Origin of the sequence: Massilia sp. Leaf139 (assembly GCF_001424165.1) — a bacterium.
GTDB lineage: Bacteria > Pseudomonadota > Gammaproteobacteria > Burkholderiales > Burkholderiaceae_D > Telluria.
The window spans coordinates 234,326-254,665 of the sequence record NZ_LMOJ01000025.1; the positions used below are offsets into that span (position 1 = coordinate 234,326).

Below are 20,340 nucleotides of genomic sequence, written 5' to 3' on the forward strand. Positions count from 1 at the left end.
CGTCCGTTGAACGCGTGGACGGGGAACCCGTCCACCCTACGTCGTACCGGTCAGGTCGATAAGCGCTTTACTTGGTCGCCGCGATCCAGCGATCCACCTTCTTCTCCAGCAGCGCCAGCGGCAGCGTCCCTTCGCCCAGCACGATGTCGTGGAAGGCGCGGATGTCGAACTTCGAACCCAGCTGGCTTTCCGCGCGGCGTCGCAGTTCCATGATTTTCAGGGAGCCGATCTTGTAGCCCAGCGCCTGGCCCGGCCAGATCATGTAGCGTTCGATCTGGGCGCGCGAATCCGCCTCGCTGTAGCCGAGGGTCTCGCTGAAGTACTTGATCGCCTGCTCGCGCGTCCAGCCCTTGGTGTGCAGGCCGGTGTCGACCACCAGGCGCGCGGCGCGCAGCATTTCGTCGTTCAGGTGGCCGAAATAATCTTCCGGCTTGTCGAACAGGCCCATGTCCTTGCCCAGCGTCTCGGCGTACAGCGCCCAGCCTTCGGTGAACGCATTGTTGCCCCCAAAACGGCGGAAGTTCGGCAGGCCCAGTTCCTGCACCAGCGCGATGTGGAAGTGGTGGCCCGGCTGGCCTTCGTGCAGGTACAAGGTGACCATGCCGGTGCTGCCATATTGCGTCGGATCGTTGACGACCGACCAGAACACGCCCGGACGGGTGCCGTCCACCGCGGGCGGGGTGTAGTGATCCGAGGCGGTGGCGCGGCTCAGTTCAGGTTCGAGGCGCAGGTCGAGCGGCGATTTCGGCATCAGGTTGAACATCGACGGCAGCTTGGTGCGCAGTTGCGCGTCCAGCTTGCGGTAGACGTCGATGACTTCCTGCTCGGTCTTGAAGGGTTTGAATTTCGCCTGCTGCGAGACCCAGGCCGGCAGGCCGGCCGCCGGCCCCGTGTAACCCATCTTCGGGCCGATGCGGCCGTATTCTCCCTGGATGCGCGCGACTTCCTTCAGGCCGATCTCGTGGATCGCTTCCGGTTTCAGGTCGGTCGTGGTCTGGCTGGCGACGCGCACCTGGTACCAGGCGGCGCCGTTCGGCAGCGCGTTCCATCCGCTGCTGGTGCGCGTGGCCGGCAGGTATTCGTTCTCGATGAAGCTCGCCAGGCGGCCCAGCGCCGGATTCAGTTTACCGCCGACGGTGTCGGCATACAGCTCGGTCAGCGCGCGCTTGTCGGCGTCCGAGAAGCCGACCGGGAAGTTCTTCACCGGCGTGTAATAGATGCTGGCCTCGGGCGAGGCCGCCACCAGCTGCTTGAACTGGGGCAGGGCCGACAGCATCACCGGACGCGGATGGACGATGCCGCGTTTCATCCCCTCGCGCATGTTGGCGATCGCCTGGTCGACCCAGGGGCCGAGCTGCGCCAGGCGGCTGGCGTAGGCGCGGTAGTCCGCGGTGGTGGTCAGCGGCTGCGCGCCCTGGCCGCTGGCGTAGTTCGCCAGCGTGACCGGCATGCTGTCCATCTGGTTCAGCGGCAGCAGGTGCTCGGGGAAGGGCTCGAAGCGCAGCGCAATGCCCAGCTCGTAGTCGAGGATGTCGTAGCTGGTCTGGTCGCGCAGGCTCAGCTGCGCGCGCTTGATGGCGTGCAGGCGCTTCTGGAACGATTTATATCGTGCAAACTGTTTAGTCCGTTCGCTCGGCGCGATCGACATGCCGATCTGGTCGATGAAGCGGTTGTCGCCGCTTTCGCTGCTTGATACCGGATCGAAACGCGCCAGCGCATCGTAGTACGCATCGGCGAGGGTGTTCAGCTGCTTGCCGGCCTGGGTGTTGATCGTGGCCTGCTTGGCCGGTGCGGTGGCCTGCGCGGTGGCCTGGTCGGCGGCTGCTGCCGGTGCGCAGGCGATGAGGGCGGCCGCCGCGAGGGCGCCGAGCTTGAGAATGCGGGTCATATCCTGAAATCCTTAGTAGCTGGCCAGTGGCGCCAGGGCGCCGTTCTTGAACGTGTAGACGGTGACGGCGGTCTTCTTGAGGTTGCCCTTGTCGTCGTAGCCGTAGCTGCCGACCACGCCCTGGTGCGTGAGGGTGCGCATTTGTGCGGCGACCGCCTTCGGATCGAGGCTGTTGGCCGCCTTCATCGCCTGGGCGATGAACATGGTCTGGTCGTAGAAGGAGGGCGCGTACACGTCCGGCTCGCGCTTGAAGCGTTCCTTGTATTTCGCCAGGAAGGCCGGGCCGTTCGGCTGCTTGGCGATGATGGCGCCGGCCTGGGCGCAGCGCACGTTCTCGCCGACGGCGGCGCCGCCGAGCTTGGCCATCTCCGGGCTGCACAGGGTGTCGCCGCCCAGCAGCGGCACGTTCAGGCCGAGCGCCTTCATCTGGCGTACCATCGGTGCGGCCTGCGGCGCGTAGCCGCCGAAGAAGATGGCGTCAACTTTCTTAGCGCGCAGCGCGGTGAGGATGGCAGCGAAGTCGCTGGCCTTGTCGTTGGTGAACTCGTGGCCCGCGACCTTCATGCCGGCCGCCTGCGCCTGGCGCTTGAATTCGGTGGCGATGCCGGTGCCGAAGGCGGTGCGGTCGTCGATCACGCCGACATTCTTGAGCTTGAGTTCGCGCGCGGCGTAGTTCGCCATCGCGCCGCCGACCTGCGAATCGCTGGCCACGATGCGGAACACTCCTGGGTAGCCGCTCTGCGTGATTTTCGGGTTGGTGCCGACCGTGGACATTAGCGCGCCGGCGTCGTTGTAGACGCGCGAGGCTGGAATCGCGACGCCCGAGTTATATGGGCCGAGGACGAACCGGATGCCGCCGTCGACCAGCTTTTGCGCGACCGTCACGCCTTGCTTCGGGTCGCCGGCGTCGTCTTCCGACTGCAGCTCGAAGCGCAGGGTTTTATTCGCAACCTTGATCTTCTGGACGTTGAGTTCCTCGATGGCGAGGCGCACGCCGTTTTCGTTGTCCTTGCCGGCAAAGGCGTTCGCGCCCGAGAGCGGGCCGGTCACGCCGATCTTGACGCTTTGTTCCTGCGCCTGCGCGGCAAAGGAGGCGCACAGCAGCGCGGCGAGCGCCAGCGGCGCCATGTTCATTTTTGATGGCATCAGCCTGTCTCCGATTGAATGACGAACGGGCGCCATCATCGCACGAATCAGCGCGGCAGTGCAGTCGGCTCAGGCAGCAATCAGGCAGCACTCAGGCAGCACTCAGGCAGCACTCAGGCAGCACTCAGGCAGGCAAGCCGTGCGCGATCAGCTCCAGCGGCAGGGCGGTAGTGCACTTGATCTGCTCCATCGAGAAGGCCGACGACACGCCGCTCAGTTGCGCGGTCTTGATCAGCTTCTTGTAGAAGCGGTCATAGCCGGCGATGTCGGTCGTGGCGACCTTCAGCAGGTAGTCGACGTCGCCGCTCATGCGGTGAAATTCCAGCACTTCAGGCAAGGCGACGACGGCGGCGGCGAAGCGTTCCAGCCATTTTTCATCGTGTTCGGTGGTGCGCACGCTGACGAACACCGTGACCGGCAAGCCGACCTTCTGGCGGTTGACGATGGTGACGCGGCTTTCGATATACCCCTCTTCCTCGAGGCGCTTGACGCGCTTCCAGCAGGGGGTGCTGGACAGGCCGACCTTCTCCGAAAGCCCCGAAATCGACAGTGTCGCATCGGCCTGGAGTGCAGCCAGAATGGCACAATCAAACTTGTCTAGTGAATTCATTTTAGTTTTTCGTCACTAATAGAACAAACATGCTAAAAACAGTGTTTTACCTAGCTAATTTAGAACGTGCGCTTCGCCATTGGTTTGTAACATATTGCTTAACAATAACACGATCTGCTTCTGTGTTTACGTTTTTCGCAATTTATTATGACGACTGAAATCTACCTCGACGCTAACGCGACTTCCCCCGTCCTGCCCGCCGCCATCCAGGCCGCGCAAGCGACCCTGCTGCAGTGTTTCGGCAATCCCAGCAGCAGTCACGCGGCTGGCCTGCGCGCGCGCGCCGTGCTCGACGAGGCGCGCAGCCGTGCACGCCGGGTGCTCGGCGCCGGCGCCGGACGGCTGATGTTTACCAGCGGCGCCACCGAAGGCATCGGCACCGCCGTGCTATCGGCCTTGTGCGCCGTGCGCGAACGGCGCGCCGCCGGACTGTCCTGCGGTGACTTGCTGCTGTACGGCGCGACCGAGCACAAGGCCGTGCCGGAAAGCCTGGCGCACTGGAACACGCTGCTCGGCACTGGCCTGCGCCTGCAGGCCTTGCCGGTCGGCGCCGACGGCCGCCACTGCCTGGCTACCTTGCGCACGCTGGCGCCCCATACCGCCTTCCTGTGCACGATGGCCGCCAACAACGAGACCGGCGTCGTGTCCGACCTGGATGGCATCGCGGCTGTGCTGACTGAAACGGGCAGCGCGGCTTTATGGATGGTCGACTGTGTGCAGGCGCTCGGCAAGCTGCCGCTGGCGCTCGAACACACCCGTATCGATTACGCGCCGGTTTCCGGCCATAAACTGTACGCGCCGAAGGGAATCGGCATGCTGTATGTGCGCGAGGGCGCACCGTACACGCCGCTGATCTGCGGCGGCGGCCAGGAAGCGGGCCAGCGCTCGGGTACCGAGAACATGGCCGGCATCGCCGCCCTGGGCGCCGTGCTTCGTGCGTTGGAAGAGGGGACGACCTTCCGCAGCCATGCGCAATTGACGGCCATGCGCGAGCGGCTGGCCGCCAGCCTGCGCGCCGCCTTTCCCGCCATCGTCTTCAACGCGCCCTTCGAACACGCGCTGCCGACCACGCTCAACTTCACCGTGCCCGGCATCTCCGGCAAGACCCTGCTCGACCTGTTCGACGCCGCCGGCGTGCGCGTCAGCGCCGGCTCGGCCTGTTCGGCCGCGAAGACTGCCCCGAGCTACGTGCTGCTGGCGATGGGACTGGATCCGGAGCGCTGCGCGCATGCGGTACGCATGTCCTTCGGGCCGCTGGCGGACGATGCCTTCATCGACGCAGCCTGCACGCGCATCGCCCGCTGCGCCCAGGCCCTGGCGGCGCCGCCGCCGGCGCGCTGCCCGGTAACGGGATCGGGGGAGTCGCCGCTTCCAAAACCCGCATGCACGGCAAGCCCGGCGCCATGCGACCTGGATGCCGGCGAACTGGCCGGCTTTCTCGACGCGCATCCGGACGCGCTCCTGGTCGACGTGCGCGAAGCCTGCGAGCATGCGCTCGGCACGCCGCGCCTGCACGGGCGCGCTGCCTACAGCCTTCCGCTGTCGCGCCTGCCGGAGCACGCCGCCTGGCTCGGGCGCGAAGCACGCCCGCTGCTGTTCTTCTGCCGCAGCGGCAGGCGCAGCGCCCAGGCGGCACGCTTCGCCCAGGAGCTCGGGCACGCCAATGTGCGCCACCTGGCCGGCGGCCTGGCCTTGCTGCCGCCGCATTGATGCCGCCACATTGATGCCGCCGCATTGATGTCGTACTAATGTCCCGCCCATTGCAGGCGCACATGCGGCGCGCCTGCAACCTTCCGTTGACTCCGTTCGTCAACGCACAGTCTCCCACCGGATGAGGTTTTAGCATGGCCTGGCCGTGCGCCGTGTTCGCGCACGCTCATCACCGAGGCTCCTGTTGAACGACGATTTGCATACCAAGGCCGACGCGCCGCGCGCGGGGTACGTGCCCGTCCGCGCCGCCAGCGCCGCGGACGGTGCGCCTCTGCGCGCCGGGCACTTCGACGCGGCGCAGATGGCGCTGCATGGCAGCCGTCTCGCCGCCCAGCACGTGCCGGCGCGCGCGGAAGCATCCGACCGTCTCCAGGCGCGGCTGGAAGACAACGCCGCCGCCATCGGCGCCGCCTGCGCCTCCCTCACGCGCGCCGAACACGGCGGCCTGGCCGATCCGTCCGCCACGCTCCTGCTCGACCATTACCACCTGGTCGACGAACAGATCCGCAGCGCGCGCCAACACCTGCCGCGCGCCTGCGGCACCACGCTGCCGCATGTGGCCGGGCCGACCGTTCAGGCCGGCGCCCCGCGCATCCACCAGCTGGCGCTCGACTGCGTGGCGTATTCGGACGGCCTGCTCGCCGAGGACAGCCTCGCGGGTTTCGTCGCCGCCTACCAGGAGAACGCAGCGCTCACCCTCGGCGAACTGGGCGCCTTCCCGACCATGCTGCGCCTGGCGCTGCTCGAAAACCTGCGCCGCCTCGCCGTGCGCCTGGCCGAACGCCTGCACCAGCGCGGCCTCGCCGCCGACTGGGCCGGACGAATGATGGAAGCGGCCGAACACCGAGCCGGCGACCTGATCCTGCTGGTGGCCGACATGGCGCGCGCCGTCCAGCCGCTCGATGCCGCCTTCGTCGCGGCCCTGGCGCAGCGCCTGCAGGGGCAGGGCGCGCCGCTGGCGCAAGTGCTCGACTGGATCGGGGTACGCCTGGCCGACGCTGGCCTGACGCTCGATGCGCAGCAGCAGCGCGACGAGGAGGAGAGCTCGCTCGACGCCGTCTCGCTGGCCAATAGCCTGGCCAGCCTGCGCCTGGTCGAGCGCATCGACTGGAGCGCCTTCCTCGAGGCGGCGAGCACGGTGGAGCGGACATTGCGGCGCGATCCGGCCGGCGTCTACCCCGCCATGGACGCCGCCACACGCGCCCACTACCGCCAGGCCGTCGCAGGCCTGGCGCGCGCGAGCGGCCGCAGCGAAGACGAGATTGCGGCCGAGGCGCTGGCGCTGGCCGCTGCCCAGCGTACGAGGGACGGCACTGGCGACGCGCGCACCGGCCACGTCGGCCATTACCTGGTCGGCGCCGGCCTGGCGACGCTGCGCGCCCGGCATCCGCTCGCTACCGGCATGCTGCCTGCACTGCGGCGCGCGGCGCGGCGCCGGCCGCTGCTGGCCTATCTCGGCGCCATCGGCGGCTTCACCCTGCTGTTCACGGTGGCACTGGTCGTGCATGCCTACCAGGCAGGGGCAGGCGCCTCGCTCCTGCTGGCGCTGGGGCTGCTGGCCGCATTCGGCGCCAGCCAGCTGGCCGCGACACTGACGGGCATGATGGCCGCCCGCCTGGTCAAAGCGCGCCCACTGCCGCGCATGGATGTCGGCGCCGGCATTCCGCAGGAGGCGCGCACCGTGGTCGCGCTGCCGGCGCTGCTGCAGGACAGCGCCGGCATGCGCGCGCTGTGCGAGCGGCTCGAAGAAAGCTATCTTGCCAACCGCGATCCGCAGCTGCGCTTTTGCCTGCTCACCGATTTCGCCGACGCGCCCGAGCAAACGGTGTTGGGCGACGCCGAGCTGCTGGAAGAACTGCGGGCCGGCATCGCGGCGCTGAACGAACGCCATGACGAAAAGCCCTTTGTGCTGCTGCACCGTCCGCGCGTCTGGAGCGCCAGCGAGTACGCCTGGATCGGGCGCGAGCGCAGGCGCGGCCAGCTTGCCGATCTCAACGCCTACCTGCGCGGCGGCGCGCGCGAACGTTTTATTGTGGCCGAGGGCGCGGCCGATGCCCTGGACGAAGTGCGCTACGTGATCGCGCTCGACGCCGGCACCCGGCTGCCGATGGACAGCGCGCGCCGCATGGTGGCGGCCATGCTGCACCCCCTGAACCGGCCGCTGTTTGAATCCGCCGGCCGCCGCGTCGTCGCCGGCCACGCCTTCCTGCAACCGCGTACGGGCAGCGCGCTGCCCGCGGAGGGTGCCTCGCGCTACCAGCGCTTATGCGGGGCCACGTCCTGCGGCTGCGCCGAATCGACCCTCTACCAGCACCTGTTCGGTGAAGGCGCGTCAAACGGCAAGGGCATCTACGAGGTCGACGCATTTACCCGGGTGCTGGACGGACGCCTGCCCGACAACACCGTGCTGTCGCACGAGCTGCTGGAGGGCTGCTACCTGCGCAGCGGGGTACTCGACGATGTCGAGCTGGTCGAAACCTGCCCGCCTCACTACAGCGACGAGATCGCACGCCGCCACCGCGGCATCCGCGGCGACTGGCAACTAACGGGCTGGCTGCGTGCGCGCGTGCCGGCGCGGGATGGCGGGTTGGAACCCAATCCGCTGACGCCGCTGGCGCGCTGGAAGCTGGTCGACGCGCTGCGCCGCAGCCTGGTGGCGCCGGCGCTGATGGCCATGCTGGTGCTGTGCTGGGCGCGCCTGCCGGGGCCGGCCTTCTGGAGCGCGGCCGCGCTGTCGGTGTTCTTCCTGCCCGCCTTCATCCGCATGGGCGTCGGCCTGGCCGACAAGCCGCACGGCATGCTGTGGCGCCAGCACCTGTCCAACTGGGCGCACGACGCGGCCAACGTGCTCGCGCACGCGGTGCTGAACATGGCCTTCCTGCCGCACGAAGCCTGGTACAGCCTGCACGCGATCGCGCGCACCGGCTGGCGCATGCTGGTCTCGCGCCGGCGCCTGCTGCAGTGGCGGGCTTCGCATCTGGTGCGCGCCAGCACCGATGTCGAATCGGCGTGGCGCAGCATGTGGTTCGCGCCGCTGCTGGCGGTGGGCGTGGCGGTGCTGCTGACCTTCCTGCACCCGTTCGCCCTGTTCGCGGCGGCGCCGCTGCTGCTGTTGTGGTTCCTGTCGCCTTTGCTGGCCTGGTGGCTCAGCCTGCCGTTCGAGCCTGCCGCGCCCGCGCTGTCGGCCGCGCAGACGCGTTTCCTGGCGACCCTGGCGCGCCGCACCTGGCGTTATTTCGAGGACGTGGTCGATGCCGCCACCAACTGGCTGCCCCCGGGCGGCCTGCAGGAGCTGCCGCAGCCGGCCATGGCGCACGCGACCTCGCCGACGGCCATCGGCCTGTCGCTGCTGGCCAACCTGACGGCCTGGGACTTCGGCTTCATCCCGCAGGCGACCGTGCTGGCGCGGGTGCGCGCCGCCTTCTCCAACATGGCGCTGCTGGAACGCCATCGCGGCCATTACTATGCGGCTTACGACACGGACACGCTGGCGCCGCTGCAGCCGCTGCGCGTCTCGACCGAGGACAGCGGCAACCTCGCCGCCTACCTGCTGACCCTGGGGGCCGGCCTGGAACGGCTGGCCGACGCGCCGGTCGCCAGCCTGCGCAGCCTGGACGGCTTGCGCACCACTTTCCAGGTGCTGGAAGCGCATGCGCAGGGCGCGCCGCGACAGGTGCGTAAAGCCCTGGACGCCTGCCGCGACGCCCTCGAGCCCGAGCGCTGCCGCAGCGGCGACACCTTGCCCGGCCTGGCCGATTGCCTGGGCGCGGCCGTGCGCGCCGCCTCGATGCTGACGGCCACGCTGCCGCCGGATGCGGACGTTCTGCTGCGCGACTGGGCGGTGCGCCTGGATGCGGATTGCCGCGCGGTGCAGGAAGACCTGCTGGCGCAGGCGCCATGGATGCGCGCCGTACAGGAATATGTGCTGGACGCCAGCCTGACGCGCATCCCGACCCTACGCGAACTGGCGGGCTTTGCCATGCCCGCCTCCGGCAAGGGCGACGCCGAACAGGCGCTGGCGCAGATGGTGGAAGAGGGCGCCGCCACAGCCAGGGAGCGCCTGGCCGAGATCGAGACCCTGGCCGCCTGCGCGCGCGAGTTCGCCGACATGGACGTTGGCCTGCTGTTCGATCCCGAGACAAGGCTGCTGGCAAGCGGCTACGAGGTCGGCGCCGAGCGGCGCGAAGCCGGCGCCGTCGAAATGCTGGCGTCCAGCGCGCGCCTGGCCAGTTTCGTCGGCATCGCCCACGGCCAGCTGCCGCAGGGGCACTGGTTCGCGCTGAAGCGGCCCCTATGCTATCTCGACGACACCCTGCTGCTGCAGTCGCAGACCGGCGCGCTGGGCGACTACTTGCTGCCGCGGCTGGTGATGCCGGGCTACCGTAGTTCGCTGCTCGAGCGCGCCTGCCGGGCGATCGTGCGCGTGCAGATCGACGCGGCGGCGCGTTACGCCATCCCCTGGGGCATGTCCGACTCCGGCTACAACAGCCTGGACGGCGCGCAGCAGTACGCAAGCCGCGCCTTCGGCGTGCCGGGCAGCGGCATCGTGCGCGGGCAGGGCGACGAGCGCGTGGTCGCGCCCTACGCGTCGCTGCTGGCGCTGATGGTGGCGCCGGAAGCGGCCTGCGCCAACCTGGAGCGCATGGCCACGCTCGGCGCCATGGGCGCCTACGGTTTTTACGAGGCCCTCGATTACACCCCGGCGCGCCTGGCGCACGGCCAGCGCCAGGCGCTGGTGCGCGCCTACCGTTCGGATCACCAGGCGGTTGGGCTACTGGCCTTGTCGTATTTGCTGCACGCGGCGCCGATGCAGGCGCGCTTCGCGGCCGACCCCGAACTGCGCGCCGCGCTGCCGCTGTTGCAGGAACGGATGCCATCCAGCGGCGCCTTCGAGGCCGCGCCGTTCACGCGCCAGGCCGGCGGCGGGGCGGCGGCCACAGCGCAGCCGCCCGTGCGAACGGTCACGCGCGCCGGCCTGGCGCAGCCGCAGGTACAGCTTTTGTCGAACGGCCGCTACCAGGTAATGGTCACCAGCGACGGCGCCGGCTACAGCCGCTGGAACGGCCTGGCATTGACCCGCTGGCGTGCCGACGCCACCAGCGACAACTGGGGCCTGTTCTGCTACCTGCGCGACCTCGACAGCGGCGCTGTGTGGTCGAGCGCATGGCAGCCGACGCTGGCCCAGCCCGATCACTACGAAGCCACCTTCCCGGCGGGGCGCGCCGGGTGGCTGCGGCGCAACCACGGCATCGAGCTGTGCACCGAGATCGTCGTGCCCCTGGATGACGACGTCGAGCTGCGCCGCACGCGCATCCGCAACCTGTCCGAGCGGCCGCGCCGCATCGAAGTGACGAGCTATACCGAGCCGGTGCTGGCGCCGGGCGCCTTCGATGACGCCCATCCCGCCTTCAGCAAGCTGTTCGTGCAGACCGAGATCGTCGCCGCGCAGAACGCCATCGTGTGCACGCGCCGGCCGCGCGACGAGCGCGAAGCCACGCCCTGGCTGGTGAGCGCGCTGGCGCTGCACGGCGTTGCCGGCGGCGCCACCACTTTTGAGACCAGCCGCGCCGATTTCATCCGGCGCGGCAGAGAGATCGCACTGCCGGCGGCGCTGACCGAGACCACGCCGCTCGACGGCGCCGCCGGCGCCGTGCTCGACCCGGCGCTGGCGATCCGGCGCAGCATCGATCTCGCCCCCGGCGAGGAAGTCACGCTGGATCTGCTGCTTGGCGTGGCGGAGAATCGCGACGCCGCGCTGGGCCTGGCCGCCAAATACGGAGAGCGTTCCTGCGCCGACCGCGCCTTCGCGCCGGCGCCGCTGCAGGCCCCGTCGCCGCTGCGCGAAGCGGATGCGGCCCTGTATGCGCGCCTGGCCGGCGCCGTGCTGTACCCGCAGCGCGCATTGCGTGCCGACCAAGAAATCATCGCGCGCAACCGGCGCGGGCAATCGGGCTTGTGGCCGTATGCGATCTCGGGCGACCTGCCGATCGTGCTGGCGCGGATCGACGACGCCGCCGGCCTGGCGCTGGCGCGCGAGCTGCTGGCGGCGCATGCCTGGTGGCGCGAACGCGGCCTGGAAGCCGACCTGGTGCTCTGGTGCGGCAGCGGCGGCCAGCCCTCGCTGCACACGCAATTGGTGGAGGCGATCGGGCCCGGCCTGACGGGCGCCGCGGGCGGCGTCCACTTGCAGGTGCTGGAGCAGGTGCCGGAAGACGACCAGGTCTTGTTGCAGGCGATCGCCCACGTCGTACTGTCGAGCGCGCGCGGCTCCCTGATGGAACAGCTGCAGCGCGCGCAGGCACAGTCGGCGCCGGTGCTGCCGAACCTGTTGCCAGCCGTGGTGCCGCCGGACGATGTCCCTGCAGCCGTGCCACTCTCGGCGCTCCTGCTCGACAACGGCATCGGCGGCTTCAGCCAGGACGGGCGCGAATACCTGATCCGCATCCGCCCCGGCCAGCCGACGCCGGCGCCCTGGTCGAACGTGCTGGCCAGCCCGCGCTTCGGCTCGGTCGTCTCCGAAAGCGGCCAGGCGTACACGTGGTGCGAGAACGCGCGCGAACTGCGGCTGACGCCCTGGGACAACGACCCGGTGCGCGACCGCGGCGGCGAGGTGTTTTATCTGCGCGACGAAGCGACAGGGGTGGCATGGTCGCCGACGGCGCTGCCCGCGCCCTCGGGCGGCGACTACCTGACGCGCCACGGCTTCGGCTACAGCGTGTTCGAACACAGTGCGCACGGCATCCACTCCGAGCTGACCAGTTTTGTCGCGCTGGACGCGCCGCTGAAATACGCGGTGCTGCGGGTGCGCAATGACGGCGCGGCGCCGCGGCGCCTCTCGGCCACCGGCTATGTCGAATGGGTGCTGGGCGAACTGCGCGCGGCGTCGAGCATGCACGTGGTGACCGAGCGCGATGCCGCCAGCGGCGCGCTGCTGGCGCGCTCGGCCTGGAACAGCGACGATGCCGACCGCGTCGCCTTCTTCCATGTCGATGCCGAAGATGCTGCCTTTACCTGCGACCGCATGGAATTCATCGGCCGCGGCGGCAGCCTGGCACAGCCGCAGGCGCTGCGCCGCAGCGGCCTGGCGGGCAGCCTGGGCGCCGCGCTCGACCCGTGCGCGGTGCTGCAGGTCGCCTTCGAACTGGCGCCGGGCGAACGCAAGGAGCTGGTGTTCATGCTCGGCGCCGCCGAAGGCGAAGCCACGGAGCTGATCGCGCGTTACCGGGGCAGCGTGGCGGCGCGCGCGGTGCTGGAACAGGTGCACGCGTATTGGGAAGAGACGCTCGGCGCGGTGCACATCGAGACGCCCGACCCGGCGCTCGACGTGCTCGCCAACGGCTGGCTGGTGTATCAAGCCATTGCCTGCCGCATGTGGGCGCGCGCCAGCTACTACCAGGCCGGCGGCGCCTTCGGCTTCCGCGACCAGCTGCAGGACGCCATGGCGCTGGTGCACACGCGCCCGCAACTGCTGCGCGAACACCTGCTGCTGTGCGCCGCGCACCAGTTCGTCGAGGGCGACGTCCAGCACTGGTGGCTTCCGCCCTCGAACCGCGGCGTGCGCACGCGCTGTTCCGACGATTTGTTGTGGCTGCCGCTGGCGGCCTGCCGCTACGTGCGCGCCACCGGCGATTTCGCGGTGCTGGGCGAAGCGGCGCCCTATCTCGAGGGGCGCGCGCTGGAAGAGGGCGAGGAATCGTATTTCGACGCGGCGCGCGTGGCCGATGGCGGCGGCGATTTGTACGAACACTGCGTGCGCGCGATCCGCCACAGCCTGCGCTTCGGCGAGCACGGCCTGCCCCTGATCGGCAGCGGCGACTGGAACGACGGCCTGGATCGGGTCGGCACCGGTGGGCGCGGCGAGAGCGTCTGGCTGGGCTTTTTCATGATCGAGGTGCTGCGCAATTTCGCCGAGCTGGCCGACCGCCGCGCCGACTACGGTTTTGCGACTACCTGCCGCGCGGCCGCCCAGGCCCTTGCGACTCAGCTGGAAAACCATGCCTGGGATGGCGAATGGTACCGGCGCGCCTGGTTCGACGACGGCACGCCGCTCGGCTCGAAAGACGGCGGCGAGTGCCGCATCGACCTGGTTTCGCAGAGCTGGAGCGTGCTGTCGGGCGCGGCCGGCGCCAAGCATGCGGCTAGCGCCATGGCAGCGGTCGAGGCGCGCCTGGTGCGGCGCGAAGCGCGCCTGATCCAGCTGTTCGATCCGCCCTTCGAAGGCGGGAGCCAGCATCCCGGCAGCCTGGAAGCCTATGCGCCGGGCCTGCGCGACAACGGCGGGCAGGCCACCCACGCCGCGCTCTGGGCCGCGATGGCCTTTGCGCGCATGGGCGACGGCGAGCGCGCCTGGGAACTGTTCGACATGCTCAACCCGGTGCGCCTGGCCGCCACGGCCGAGGATTGCCGGCGCTACCGCCTCGAGCCCTACGTGGTCGCGGGCGACGTGATCGCGAGCGCGCCGCATATCGGGCGCGGGGGCTGGAGCTGGTACACTGGCGCCGCCGGATGGATGTACCGGCTGATCGTCGAATCGCTACTCGGCATCGAGCGCATCGGCGAGCGGCTGGTGCTGGCGCCGCGGCTGCCGCGCGGCTGGCCGGGCTTCACGCTGCGCTACCGCTACCGTTCCTCTAGCTACGCGATCGAAGTACGCACGGGCGATACCGCCGCACTGCTGGTCGATGGCGTCGAGGTCGGCGGCGATACGGTGCGTCTGCTCGACGACGGCGCGGCGCACCGCGTCGAATTGCAGCTCGCGCCCGGACACGGCGCCCCGTATTGCGCGAACCACGAACAACCTCAGTCGAAGACGATCACATGATGAACAAGACCCTGCTGGCCACTGGCGCCACCCTCCTGCTGTCCTGCGGCGCCGCCAACGCGGCCGACTGGAGCGATACCTCGATCAGCTGGCGTTACGGCACCCGCTTCGCCGAGCCGTACAATCCCGAGCACATCAAGAAGCACATCTTCGCGCTGACCCACGCCAGCGGCTACAAATACGGCAGCAATTTTTTCAACGTCGACCTGCTGCAGTCGGATAAGACCGACCCGGCCTCGCTCACGCAGAACGAAGGCGCGCAGGAAGCCTATGTCGTCTACCGCCACACGCTCGACATCGGTGCCCTGCGCGGCGCCGAGATGCGCTACGGCCCTGTAAAAGGCGTCGGCCTCACGCTCGGCTTCGACTGGAACACCAAGAACGACGTCGGCTACAACTCGCGTAAACGCATGCTGGTCGCCGGCCCGACCCTGATGTGGGACGTCCCGGCCGGCTTCCTGAACACCAGCATCCTGGTGCTGCGCGAATCGAATGCGCCGAGCGGCGCCTTTCCGCCGATCGCCAACGTGAACGGCCGCTACACCTACGACACCCACGCCGCGCTGGCGGTGAACTGGGCCATTCCGCTGGCCGAGCGCCTCGCCTTCGAGGGCTACGGCATGTTCATCGGCGCCAAGGGCCGCGACGAAGTGGGTTTTGGCACCGGCGCCGAGACGAATATCGACATGGCGCTGATGTACGACCTGGGTTCCCACTTCGGCCAGCCGAAGAACCGCTTCCGCCTCGGCCTCGAATACCAGTTCTGGAACAACAAGTTCGGCAACACCCGCGCCACCACGGGCGGACGCGGCCAGCGCGCCAGCACGCCGATGGTGCGCGCGGAGTACCATTTCTAAAGCGCGAAGCGGGAAGGGGCGGCCGCTGCACCCGGCTGCCCCACCTTGGTTGTCCTTATGTCAAAAAATATATAGTTATTAGCAACTAATGCGCCGCCTCGCGCAAGCGACTGACATGATGCAATTGCAACAATTGCATCATGAAAACCTACCTCTCTACCCCCTCCGGGCTCGCCCCGCTCCTGCTTCTGCTGCTGTTGTGCTGCTGCGCCCCCGGCGCGTTTGCGGCCGTCGACGAACACAGCGAATTCGAAGCCACCCTGCACGCACCCTACCGGGCGCCCGACCTCGCAAAAGGCGAGGCGCGCACGTTTACGCTCGCCTTCGATTATCCGAACGCGCGCCAGGCGCAGGTCGTCGAATGGCAGCTGGAACTAATCTCGCCGCGCGGCGTCGTCGTGCGCCGCTGGCAGGACAGCACGCCGCTGGCCGACAAGCCGGTCTCGGTCGCGGTGCCCTGGTCGGGCCTGGACGCCGGTCGGCTGGCCGCCGGCATGTACGGGGTGCGCCTGCGCGCGGGCAGCCGCGATGCGGCCTCCAGCGCACCCTCGGCCGACGTGCACGAGCAGGTCTGGCAGATCGAGATCGGCCCGGCGCAGGCGCCCGTACTGCCGCGCTTCGCGCCTTTGCCCATGGGCCGCACCGGCCAGGCGGGCGCCGCACCGGCCACGGCGGCGTTGCCCTTCACCGTCTACCTCGGCAACCTGCACAGTCAAACGAACCACAGCGACGGCGGCGCCGAACTGTCCGACTGCAAGGGCGCGCAGGAGCCTCTGACGGCGAAGTACGGCCCCGACGCCGCTTTTACGTATGCCCGTGCGCACGGACTCGACATCCTCGTCGCCTCCGAACACAACCACATGTACGACGGCTCGGACAGCACCCGGCCCGACACCGATCCGGCCGTCCCGAAAGCTTTGTTCCGCCAGGGCCTGGACATGGCGGGCGCCTTCAATGCCGCGCACCCTGACTTCCTCGCCGTGTACGGCATGGAGTGGGGCGTCATCAACAAGGGCGGCCACGTGAACATTTTCAATAGCGAGCAGCTGCTGGGATGGGAAACGAACGGCAAGGGCGAATTGCTGGCCGACGTCGCCACACCGCGCAGCGATTACGCCGCCCTCTACACCCTGATGCGTGAACGCGGCTGGGTCGGCCAGTTCAACCATCCGGCGACCAGCGGCCAGTTCAGCGTGAACGGCGTGGCGCTCGGCTACACGCTAGATGGCGACGAGGCGATGGCCCTGTGCGAGGTCGTCAACAGCACCGCCTTTTCCGTCAACGACAGGGAAGGGGAGACCCGGCGCAGCAATTACGAGGCGGCCTGCAACAAGATCCTCGAGGCCGGCTTCCATGTCGCCTTCAGCACCAACCAGGACAACCACTGCGCCAACTGGGGCACGGCCTATACCAACCGCACCGGCGTGCTGATCCCGAACGGCAGCGCCTTGAGCCAGGCCAGCTTCGTCGAGGCGTTAAAGGCGCGGCGCGTGTTCGCGACCATGGACAAGGGCTCGCAACTGATCCTGACCGCGAACGGCCGCATGATGGGCGAGCGTTTTACGAACAGCGGGCCGCTGACGCTGACGGCGAACTTCGCCAGCACGAGCGGCAAGCAGGTGGCGACAGTGGCGATCATGGAAGGGGTGCCGGGACGCGGCGGGATGGTGACGCAGATGGCGAGCGAGGCGAACGTGACTTTTACGCCTTCAATCGGCGCGCATTTCTATTATGCGAAGGTAACGCAGGCGGACGGCAACATCCTGTGGTCGGCGCCGGTGTGGGTAACCCAGGAGGCCGGCGGTAGGGTGGTCGGCTCCACCCGCTAGAGTGCATACCCGCGCCGCCCACGCGTAAGGTGTGAACAGCGGCGCAGGCAGAAGCAAGCTTTATTCGGCCATCTGGCTCTGCAGGTAGTTCTGGATCCCGATCTTGACGATCAGGTCTAGCTGGGTCTCGAGCCACTCGATATGCTCTTCGGTGTCTTCGAGGATGACGAGCAGCAGGTCGCGCGACACGTAGTCGGCGGCGGCTTCGCAGGCGGCGATGCCTTCCTTGACGGTCAGCTGGGCGGCGCGCTCGAGTTTCAGGTCGGCGGCCAGCATCTCTTCCGTGTTTTCGCCGATCAGCAGCTTATGCAGGGCCTGCAGGTTGGGCAGGCCGTCGAGCATCAGGATGCGGTCGATCAGCTTATCGGCGTGCTTCATTTCGCCGATCGATTCGTCGTATTCTTTTTTGCCGAGCTTGAAGAAGCCCCAGTGGCGGTACATCCGCGCGTGCAGGAAGTACTGGTTGACGGCGGTAAGCTCGTTGGTCAGCTGCGCGTTGAGCAGCCGGATGACGTTGGGATCGCCCTTCATGGTGTGCCTTTGTTATGTGTGTGCGTTGCCGCAATCATAGCAAAGGGCGAACGCGCGCGCCGGAAAGCCGGCGGCGGGGAAGAAACGGAATTACGCGGGTTGCGAAGCGCGGAAACTCAGTTCGGTGACAACGGTCTTGCTGTCGAGCGCTTCGTGCAGCACTTCGCGGGCGTAGCTGATGCACTTGCCGCAGTCGGTACCCAGGCCGAGTTCGGCGCGCAGTGCGGCGATCGAGGTGATGCCGAGGTCGACCGCCTGGCGGATTTCACGGTCGGAGATGTTGTTGCAGACACAGACGATCATCGAAGCAGTCCCTGGAAAGTTCACCCGAGTTGTCACTCAAATAATGAGAATCGTTCTCATTCGTGTTCTATTCTGAGGAAAATTTTCGACGGGCGCAAGCGGTTTTGTCGTGTAATCGATCTGCAAATAGAAATAATTCGCATTTAGGTTTATGATGCTAGTATCTGTCTCATCAGCGCTACATATCACCGCTACATCAGCGCCACACACCGGAACGCCGCCATGACTCTAGTCCCCACTTTGACCACACTCGACGCCCTCAAGGCGGGACAGAGTGCGACCGTGATCCACCTCGCGCCGACCGCGAACGGCGGCCAGGACGTGCCGCGCCGCCTGATGGAACTGGGCTTCGTGCCGGGCGAACGCATCCGCATGTTGAAACGCGGACTGCCGGGCGGCCCGGTCGCGGTGAAAGTTGGCGAGTCGACCTTCGCCCTGCGTAAATTCGAGGCCGCGCTCGTCTCGATCCAGCCGGAATAATCGATGGGTGTCATGGAACAGCAGGTGGCGACGCGCTCGCCCCTGATCGCTTTACTCGGCAATCCGAACTGCGGCAAAACGGCCCTGTTCAACCGTCTCACCGGCGCGCGCCAGAAGGTCGCCAACTACGCCGGCGTCACCATCGAACGCAAGGAAGGCAGTTTTACGTCTCCCGCCGGGCGCGCGTTGCGCGTGCTCGACCTGCCGGGCGCCTATAGCCTGTCCGCCCAGACGCCCGACGAAGCCATCACGCGCGACGTTGTCGCCGGCCTGCGCGCCGGTGAAACGGCGCCGGATGCCATCGTCTGTGTCGTCAACGCCACAAACCTGCGCCTGAATTTGCGCCTGGTGCTGGAAATCCAGCGCCTCGGCCTGCCGATGATCCTCGCGCTGAACATGGTCGACGTGGCCAAGAAACGCGGCATCGAGATCGACACGGCCAAGCTCTCGCAGGAACTAAACATGCCGGTGGTCGAGACCATCGCCATCCAGGCCGGCGGCGAGGGCGCGCTGCTGGACGCGCTCGACCGCATGCCGCTCGAACGCGTGCAGCCGAAACCGCTGGCCGCGATCGACGCCGTGCCGGTCGAAGAGACCCAGCGCGAAGTGCGGCGCATCCTGGATGCGACGACCAACTACGCCCACGACAAAGGCAATCTGTCGGAAAAGATCGACCACGTCATCCTGCATCCGCTGGCCGGGCCGATCCTGCTGGCGGCGCTGATGTTCATCATCTTCCAGGCCGTGTTCAGCTGGGCCGAAGCGCCGATGGACTTCATCACCGGTACCGTCGAGGGCATCGGCGCCTGGATCGGCGACGCCATGAGCGAAGGCCCGCTGCGCAGCCTGATCGTGGACGGCATCATCGCCGGCGTCGGCGGGGTGCTCGTGTTCCTGCCGCAGATCCTGATCCTGTTCTTCTTCATCCTGATCCTGGAAGACGTCGGCTACCTGCCGCGCGCGGCTTTTCTCCTCGACCGGATGATGGGCGGCGTCGGCCTGTCCGGCCGCGCCTTCATTCCGCTGCTATCCTCGTTCGCCTGCGCGATTCCCGGCGTGATGGCCGCGCGCACGATCCAGAACCCGCGCGACCGCCTGGTGACGATCATGATCGCGCCGCTGATGACCTGCTCGGCGAGACTGCCCGTGTACGCACTGATCATCGCCGCCTTCATCCCCGCACGCGAAGTCGGCATGTTCAACCTGCAGGGCCTGGTGCTGTTCGCGCTGTACGCGCTCGGCATCGTCAGCGCGATGGGCGTGGCCTGGTACATGAAGCGCCGCAGCGGCAGCGGCCAGCATCCGCTGCTGCTGGAACTGCCGGCCTATCACTGGCCGCACCTGCCGACGCTGGCGCTGGGCCTGTGGGAACGCGCCAAGATCTTCCTGATGCGCGTCGGTACGCTGATCCTCACCCTGATGATCCTGCTCTGGTTCCTGTCGAGCTTCCCGGGCGCGCCCGAAGGCGCGACGCAGCCGCCGATCTACTACAGCGTGGCCGGCATGCTGGGACGCGCCCTGGCCGTGATCTTCGAGCCGATCGGCTTCGGCTGGCAGATCTGCATCGCCCTGGTGCCCGGCATGGCCGCGCGCGAAGTGGCGGTCGGCGCACTCGGCACCGTGTACGCCCTGGCCGGTTCCGGCGACGAGGTCGCCAATACGCTGGGCCCGCTGATCGGCGGCTCCTGGTCGCTGGCGACCGCCCTGTCGCTGCTGGCCTGGTACGTGTACGCGCCGCAGTGCATCGCGACCCTGTCGGTGGTGCGCCGCGAAACCGGCAGCGCAAAATATGCCTGGATGATGGCCGGCTACATGTTCGCCCTTGCCTACATCGCCTCCTTCATCACCTACCGCATCGCGCTGGCGCTCGGCGGAGGCTGACATGTGGCAGGAACTCGTCGTCGCGCTGGCCGTCCTTGTCGCCGCCGTCTACGTCGGCGCCAAGTACCTGCCCGCGGCCTGGCGCATCCGCATCGTCAACCGCCTTTCGCGCGGCGGTACGGACTCGAAACTGGTGCGCTGGCTGGATACGGCGGACAGCTGCGGGGGCGGGTGCAAGAGCTGTAATACCTGCGAGACGGACGAGCCGGCGCCGACAGTGTCGGATGGCCGTCGGGTGATCAAGATTCACAAAAAGTAGGGTGGGCACTTGTGCCCACGTCGTC

At 68.1% G+C, this 20,340-nt stretch carries 12 protein-coding genes; 7 read left to right on the top strand and 5 right to left on the bottom strand.

The genetic code is table 11. The annotated features are described in order from the left end of the window. Positions 1-67: 67 nt before the first annotated feature. The 3 genes from ASF77_RS18815 to ASF77_RS18825 all read right to left on the bottom strand — a co-directional run bounded on the left by ASF77_RS18815 (position 68) and on the right by ASF77_RS18825 (position 3,644). Positions 68-1,888: a DUF885 family protein gene (locus tag ASF77_RS18815; RefSeq protein WP_056342844.1), complete on the bottom strand. Its 1,821-nt coding sequence runs from the start codon at positions 1,886-1,888 to the stop codon at positions 68-70. Between the two features lie 12 nt (positions 1,889-1,900). Beyond that, positions 1,901-3,034 carry a branched-chain amino acid ABC transporter substrate-binding protein gene (locus tag ASF77_RS18820; RefSeq protein ID WP_056342847.1) on the bottom strand — a complete coding sequence of 378 codons (1,134 nt, stop codon included), beginning with the start codon at positions 3,032-3,034 and terminating at the stop codon, positions 1,901-1,903. A gap of 124 nt (positions 3,035-3,158) precedes the next feature. Beyond that, a complete protein-coding gene (locus ASF77_RS18825; RefSeq protein WP_056342850.1) occupies positions 3,159-3,644 on the bottom strand; it encodes an Lrp/AsnC family transcriptional regulator in 486 nt (161 codons plus the stop codon). Positions 3,645-3,791: 147 nt separating this feature from the next. Here ASF77_RS18825 and ASF77_RS18830 point away from each other — a divergent pair, with 147 nt between their 5' ends. The 4 genes from ASF77_RS18830 (at position 3,792) to ASF77_RS18845 (ending at position 16,861) form a co-directional block, all read left to right on the top strand. Then, the gene (locus ASF77_RS18830; RefSeq protein ID WP_056342853.1) at positions 3,792-5,354 is read left to right on the top strand and encodes an aminotransferase class V-fold PLP-dependent enzyme; all 1,563 of its coding nucleotides are present in this window, start codon (positions 3,792-3,794) and stop codon (positions 5,352-5,354) included. A 184-nt stretch (positions 5,355-5,538) separates the two neighbouring features. Beyond that, positions 5,539-14,175, top strand: coding sequence for a GH36-type glycosyl hydrolase domain-containing protein (locus ASF77_RS18835; RefSeq protein WP_229445497.1), 8,637 nt, complete (start codon positions 5,539-5,541; stop codon positions 14,173-14,175). Beyond that, positions 14,175-15,032 carry an outer envelope protein gene (locus ASF77_RS18840; protein ID WP_373961967.1) on the top strand — a complete coding sequence of 286 codons (858 nt, stop codon included), beginning with the start codon at positions 14,175-14,177 and terminating at the stop codon, positions 15,030-15,032. Before ASF77_RS18835 ends, ASF77_RS18840 begins: the two co-directional genes overlap by 1 nt. Positions 15,033-15,172: 140 nt before the next feature. Continuing rightward, positions 15,173-16,861 carry a CehA/McbA family metallohydrolase gene (locus ASF77_RS18845; protein ID WP_162244871.1) on the top strand — a complete coding sequence of 563 codons (1,689 nt, stop codon included), beginning with the start codon at positions 15,173-15,175 and terminating at the stop codon, positions 16,859-16,861. 60 nt (positions 16,862-16,921) lie between these two features. On the opposite strand, the gene bfr is transcribed toward ASF77_RS18845, so the two are convergent. Beyond that, positions 16,922-17,392, bottom strand: coding sequence for a bacterioferritin (gene bfr / locus ASF77_RS18850; protein WP_056342858.1), 471 nt, complete (start codon positions 17,390-17,392; stop codon positions 16,922-16,924). 90 nt (positions 17,393-17,482) lie between these two features. After that, positions 17,483-17,695, bottom strand: coding sequence for a bacterioferritin-associated ferredoxin (locus tag ASF77_RS18855; RefSeq protein ID WP_056342863.1), 213 nt, complete (start codon positions 17,693-17,695; stop codon positions 17,483-17,485). A gap of 222 nt (positions 17,696-17,917) precedes the next feature. Between ASF77_RS18855 and ASF77_RS18860 the strand changes: the two genes are divergently transcribed. Genes ASF77_RS18860 through ASF77_RS18870 form a run of 3 tightly spaced genes read left to right on the top strand, consistent with a single transcriptional unit; the run spans position 17,918 to position 20,315 of the window. Then, entirely contained in the window at positions 17,918-18,175 is a 258-nt protein-coding gene (locus ASF77_RS18860; RefSeq protein WP_056342865.1) for a FeoA family protein, read from the top strand. A gap of 3 nt (positions 18,176-18,178) precedes the next feature. Then, positions 18,179-20,056 (top strand): ferrous iron transporter B, encoded by a 1,878-nt coding sequence (locus ASF77_RS18865; protein ID WP_056342868.1) that lies wholly within the window; start codon positions 18,179-18,181, stop codon positions 20,054-20,056. Between the two features lies 1 nt (position 20,057). Beyond that, positions 20,058-20,315: a DUF6587 family protein gene (locus ASF77_RS18870; RefSeq protein ID WP_056342870.1), complete on the top strand. Its 258-nt coding sequence runs from the start codon at positions 20,058-20,060 to the stop codon at positions 20,313-20,315. Positions 20,316-20,340 lie beyond the last annotated feature (25 nt).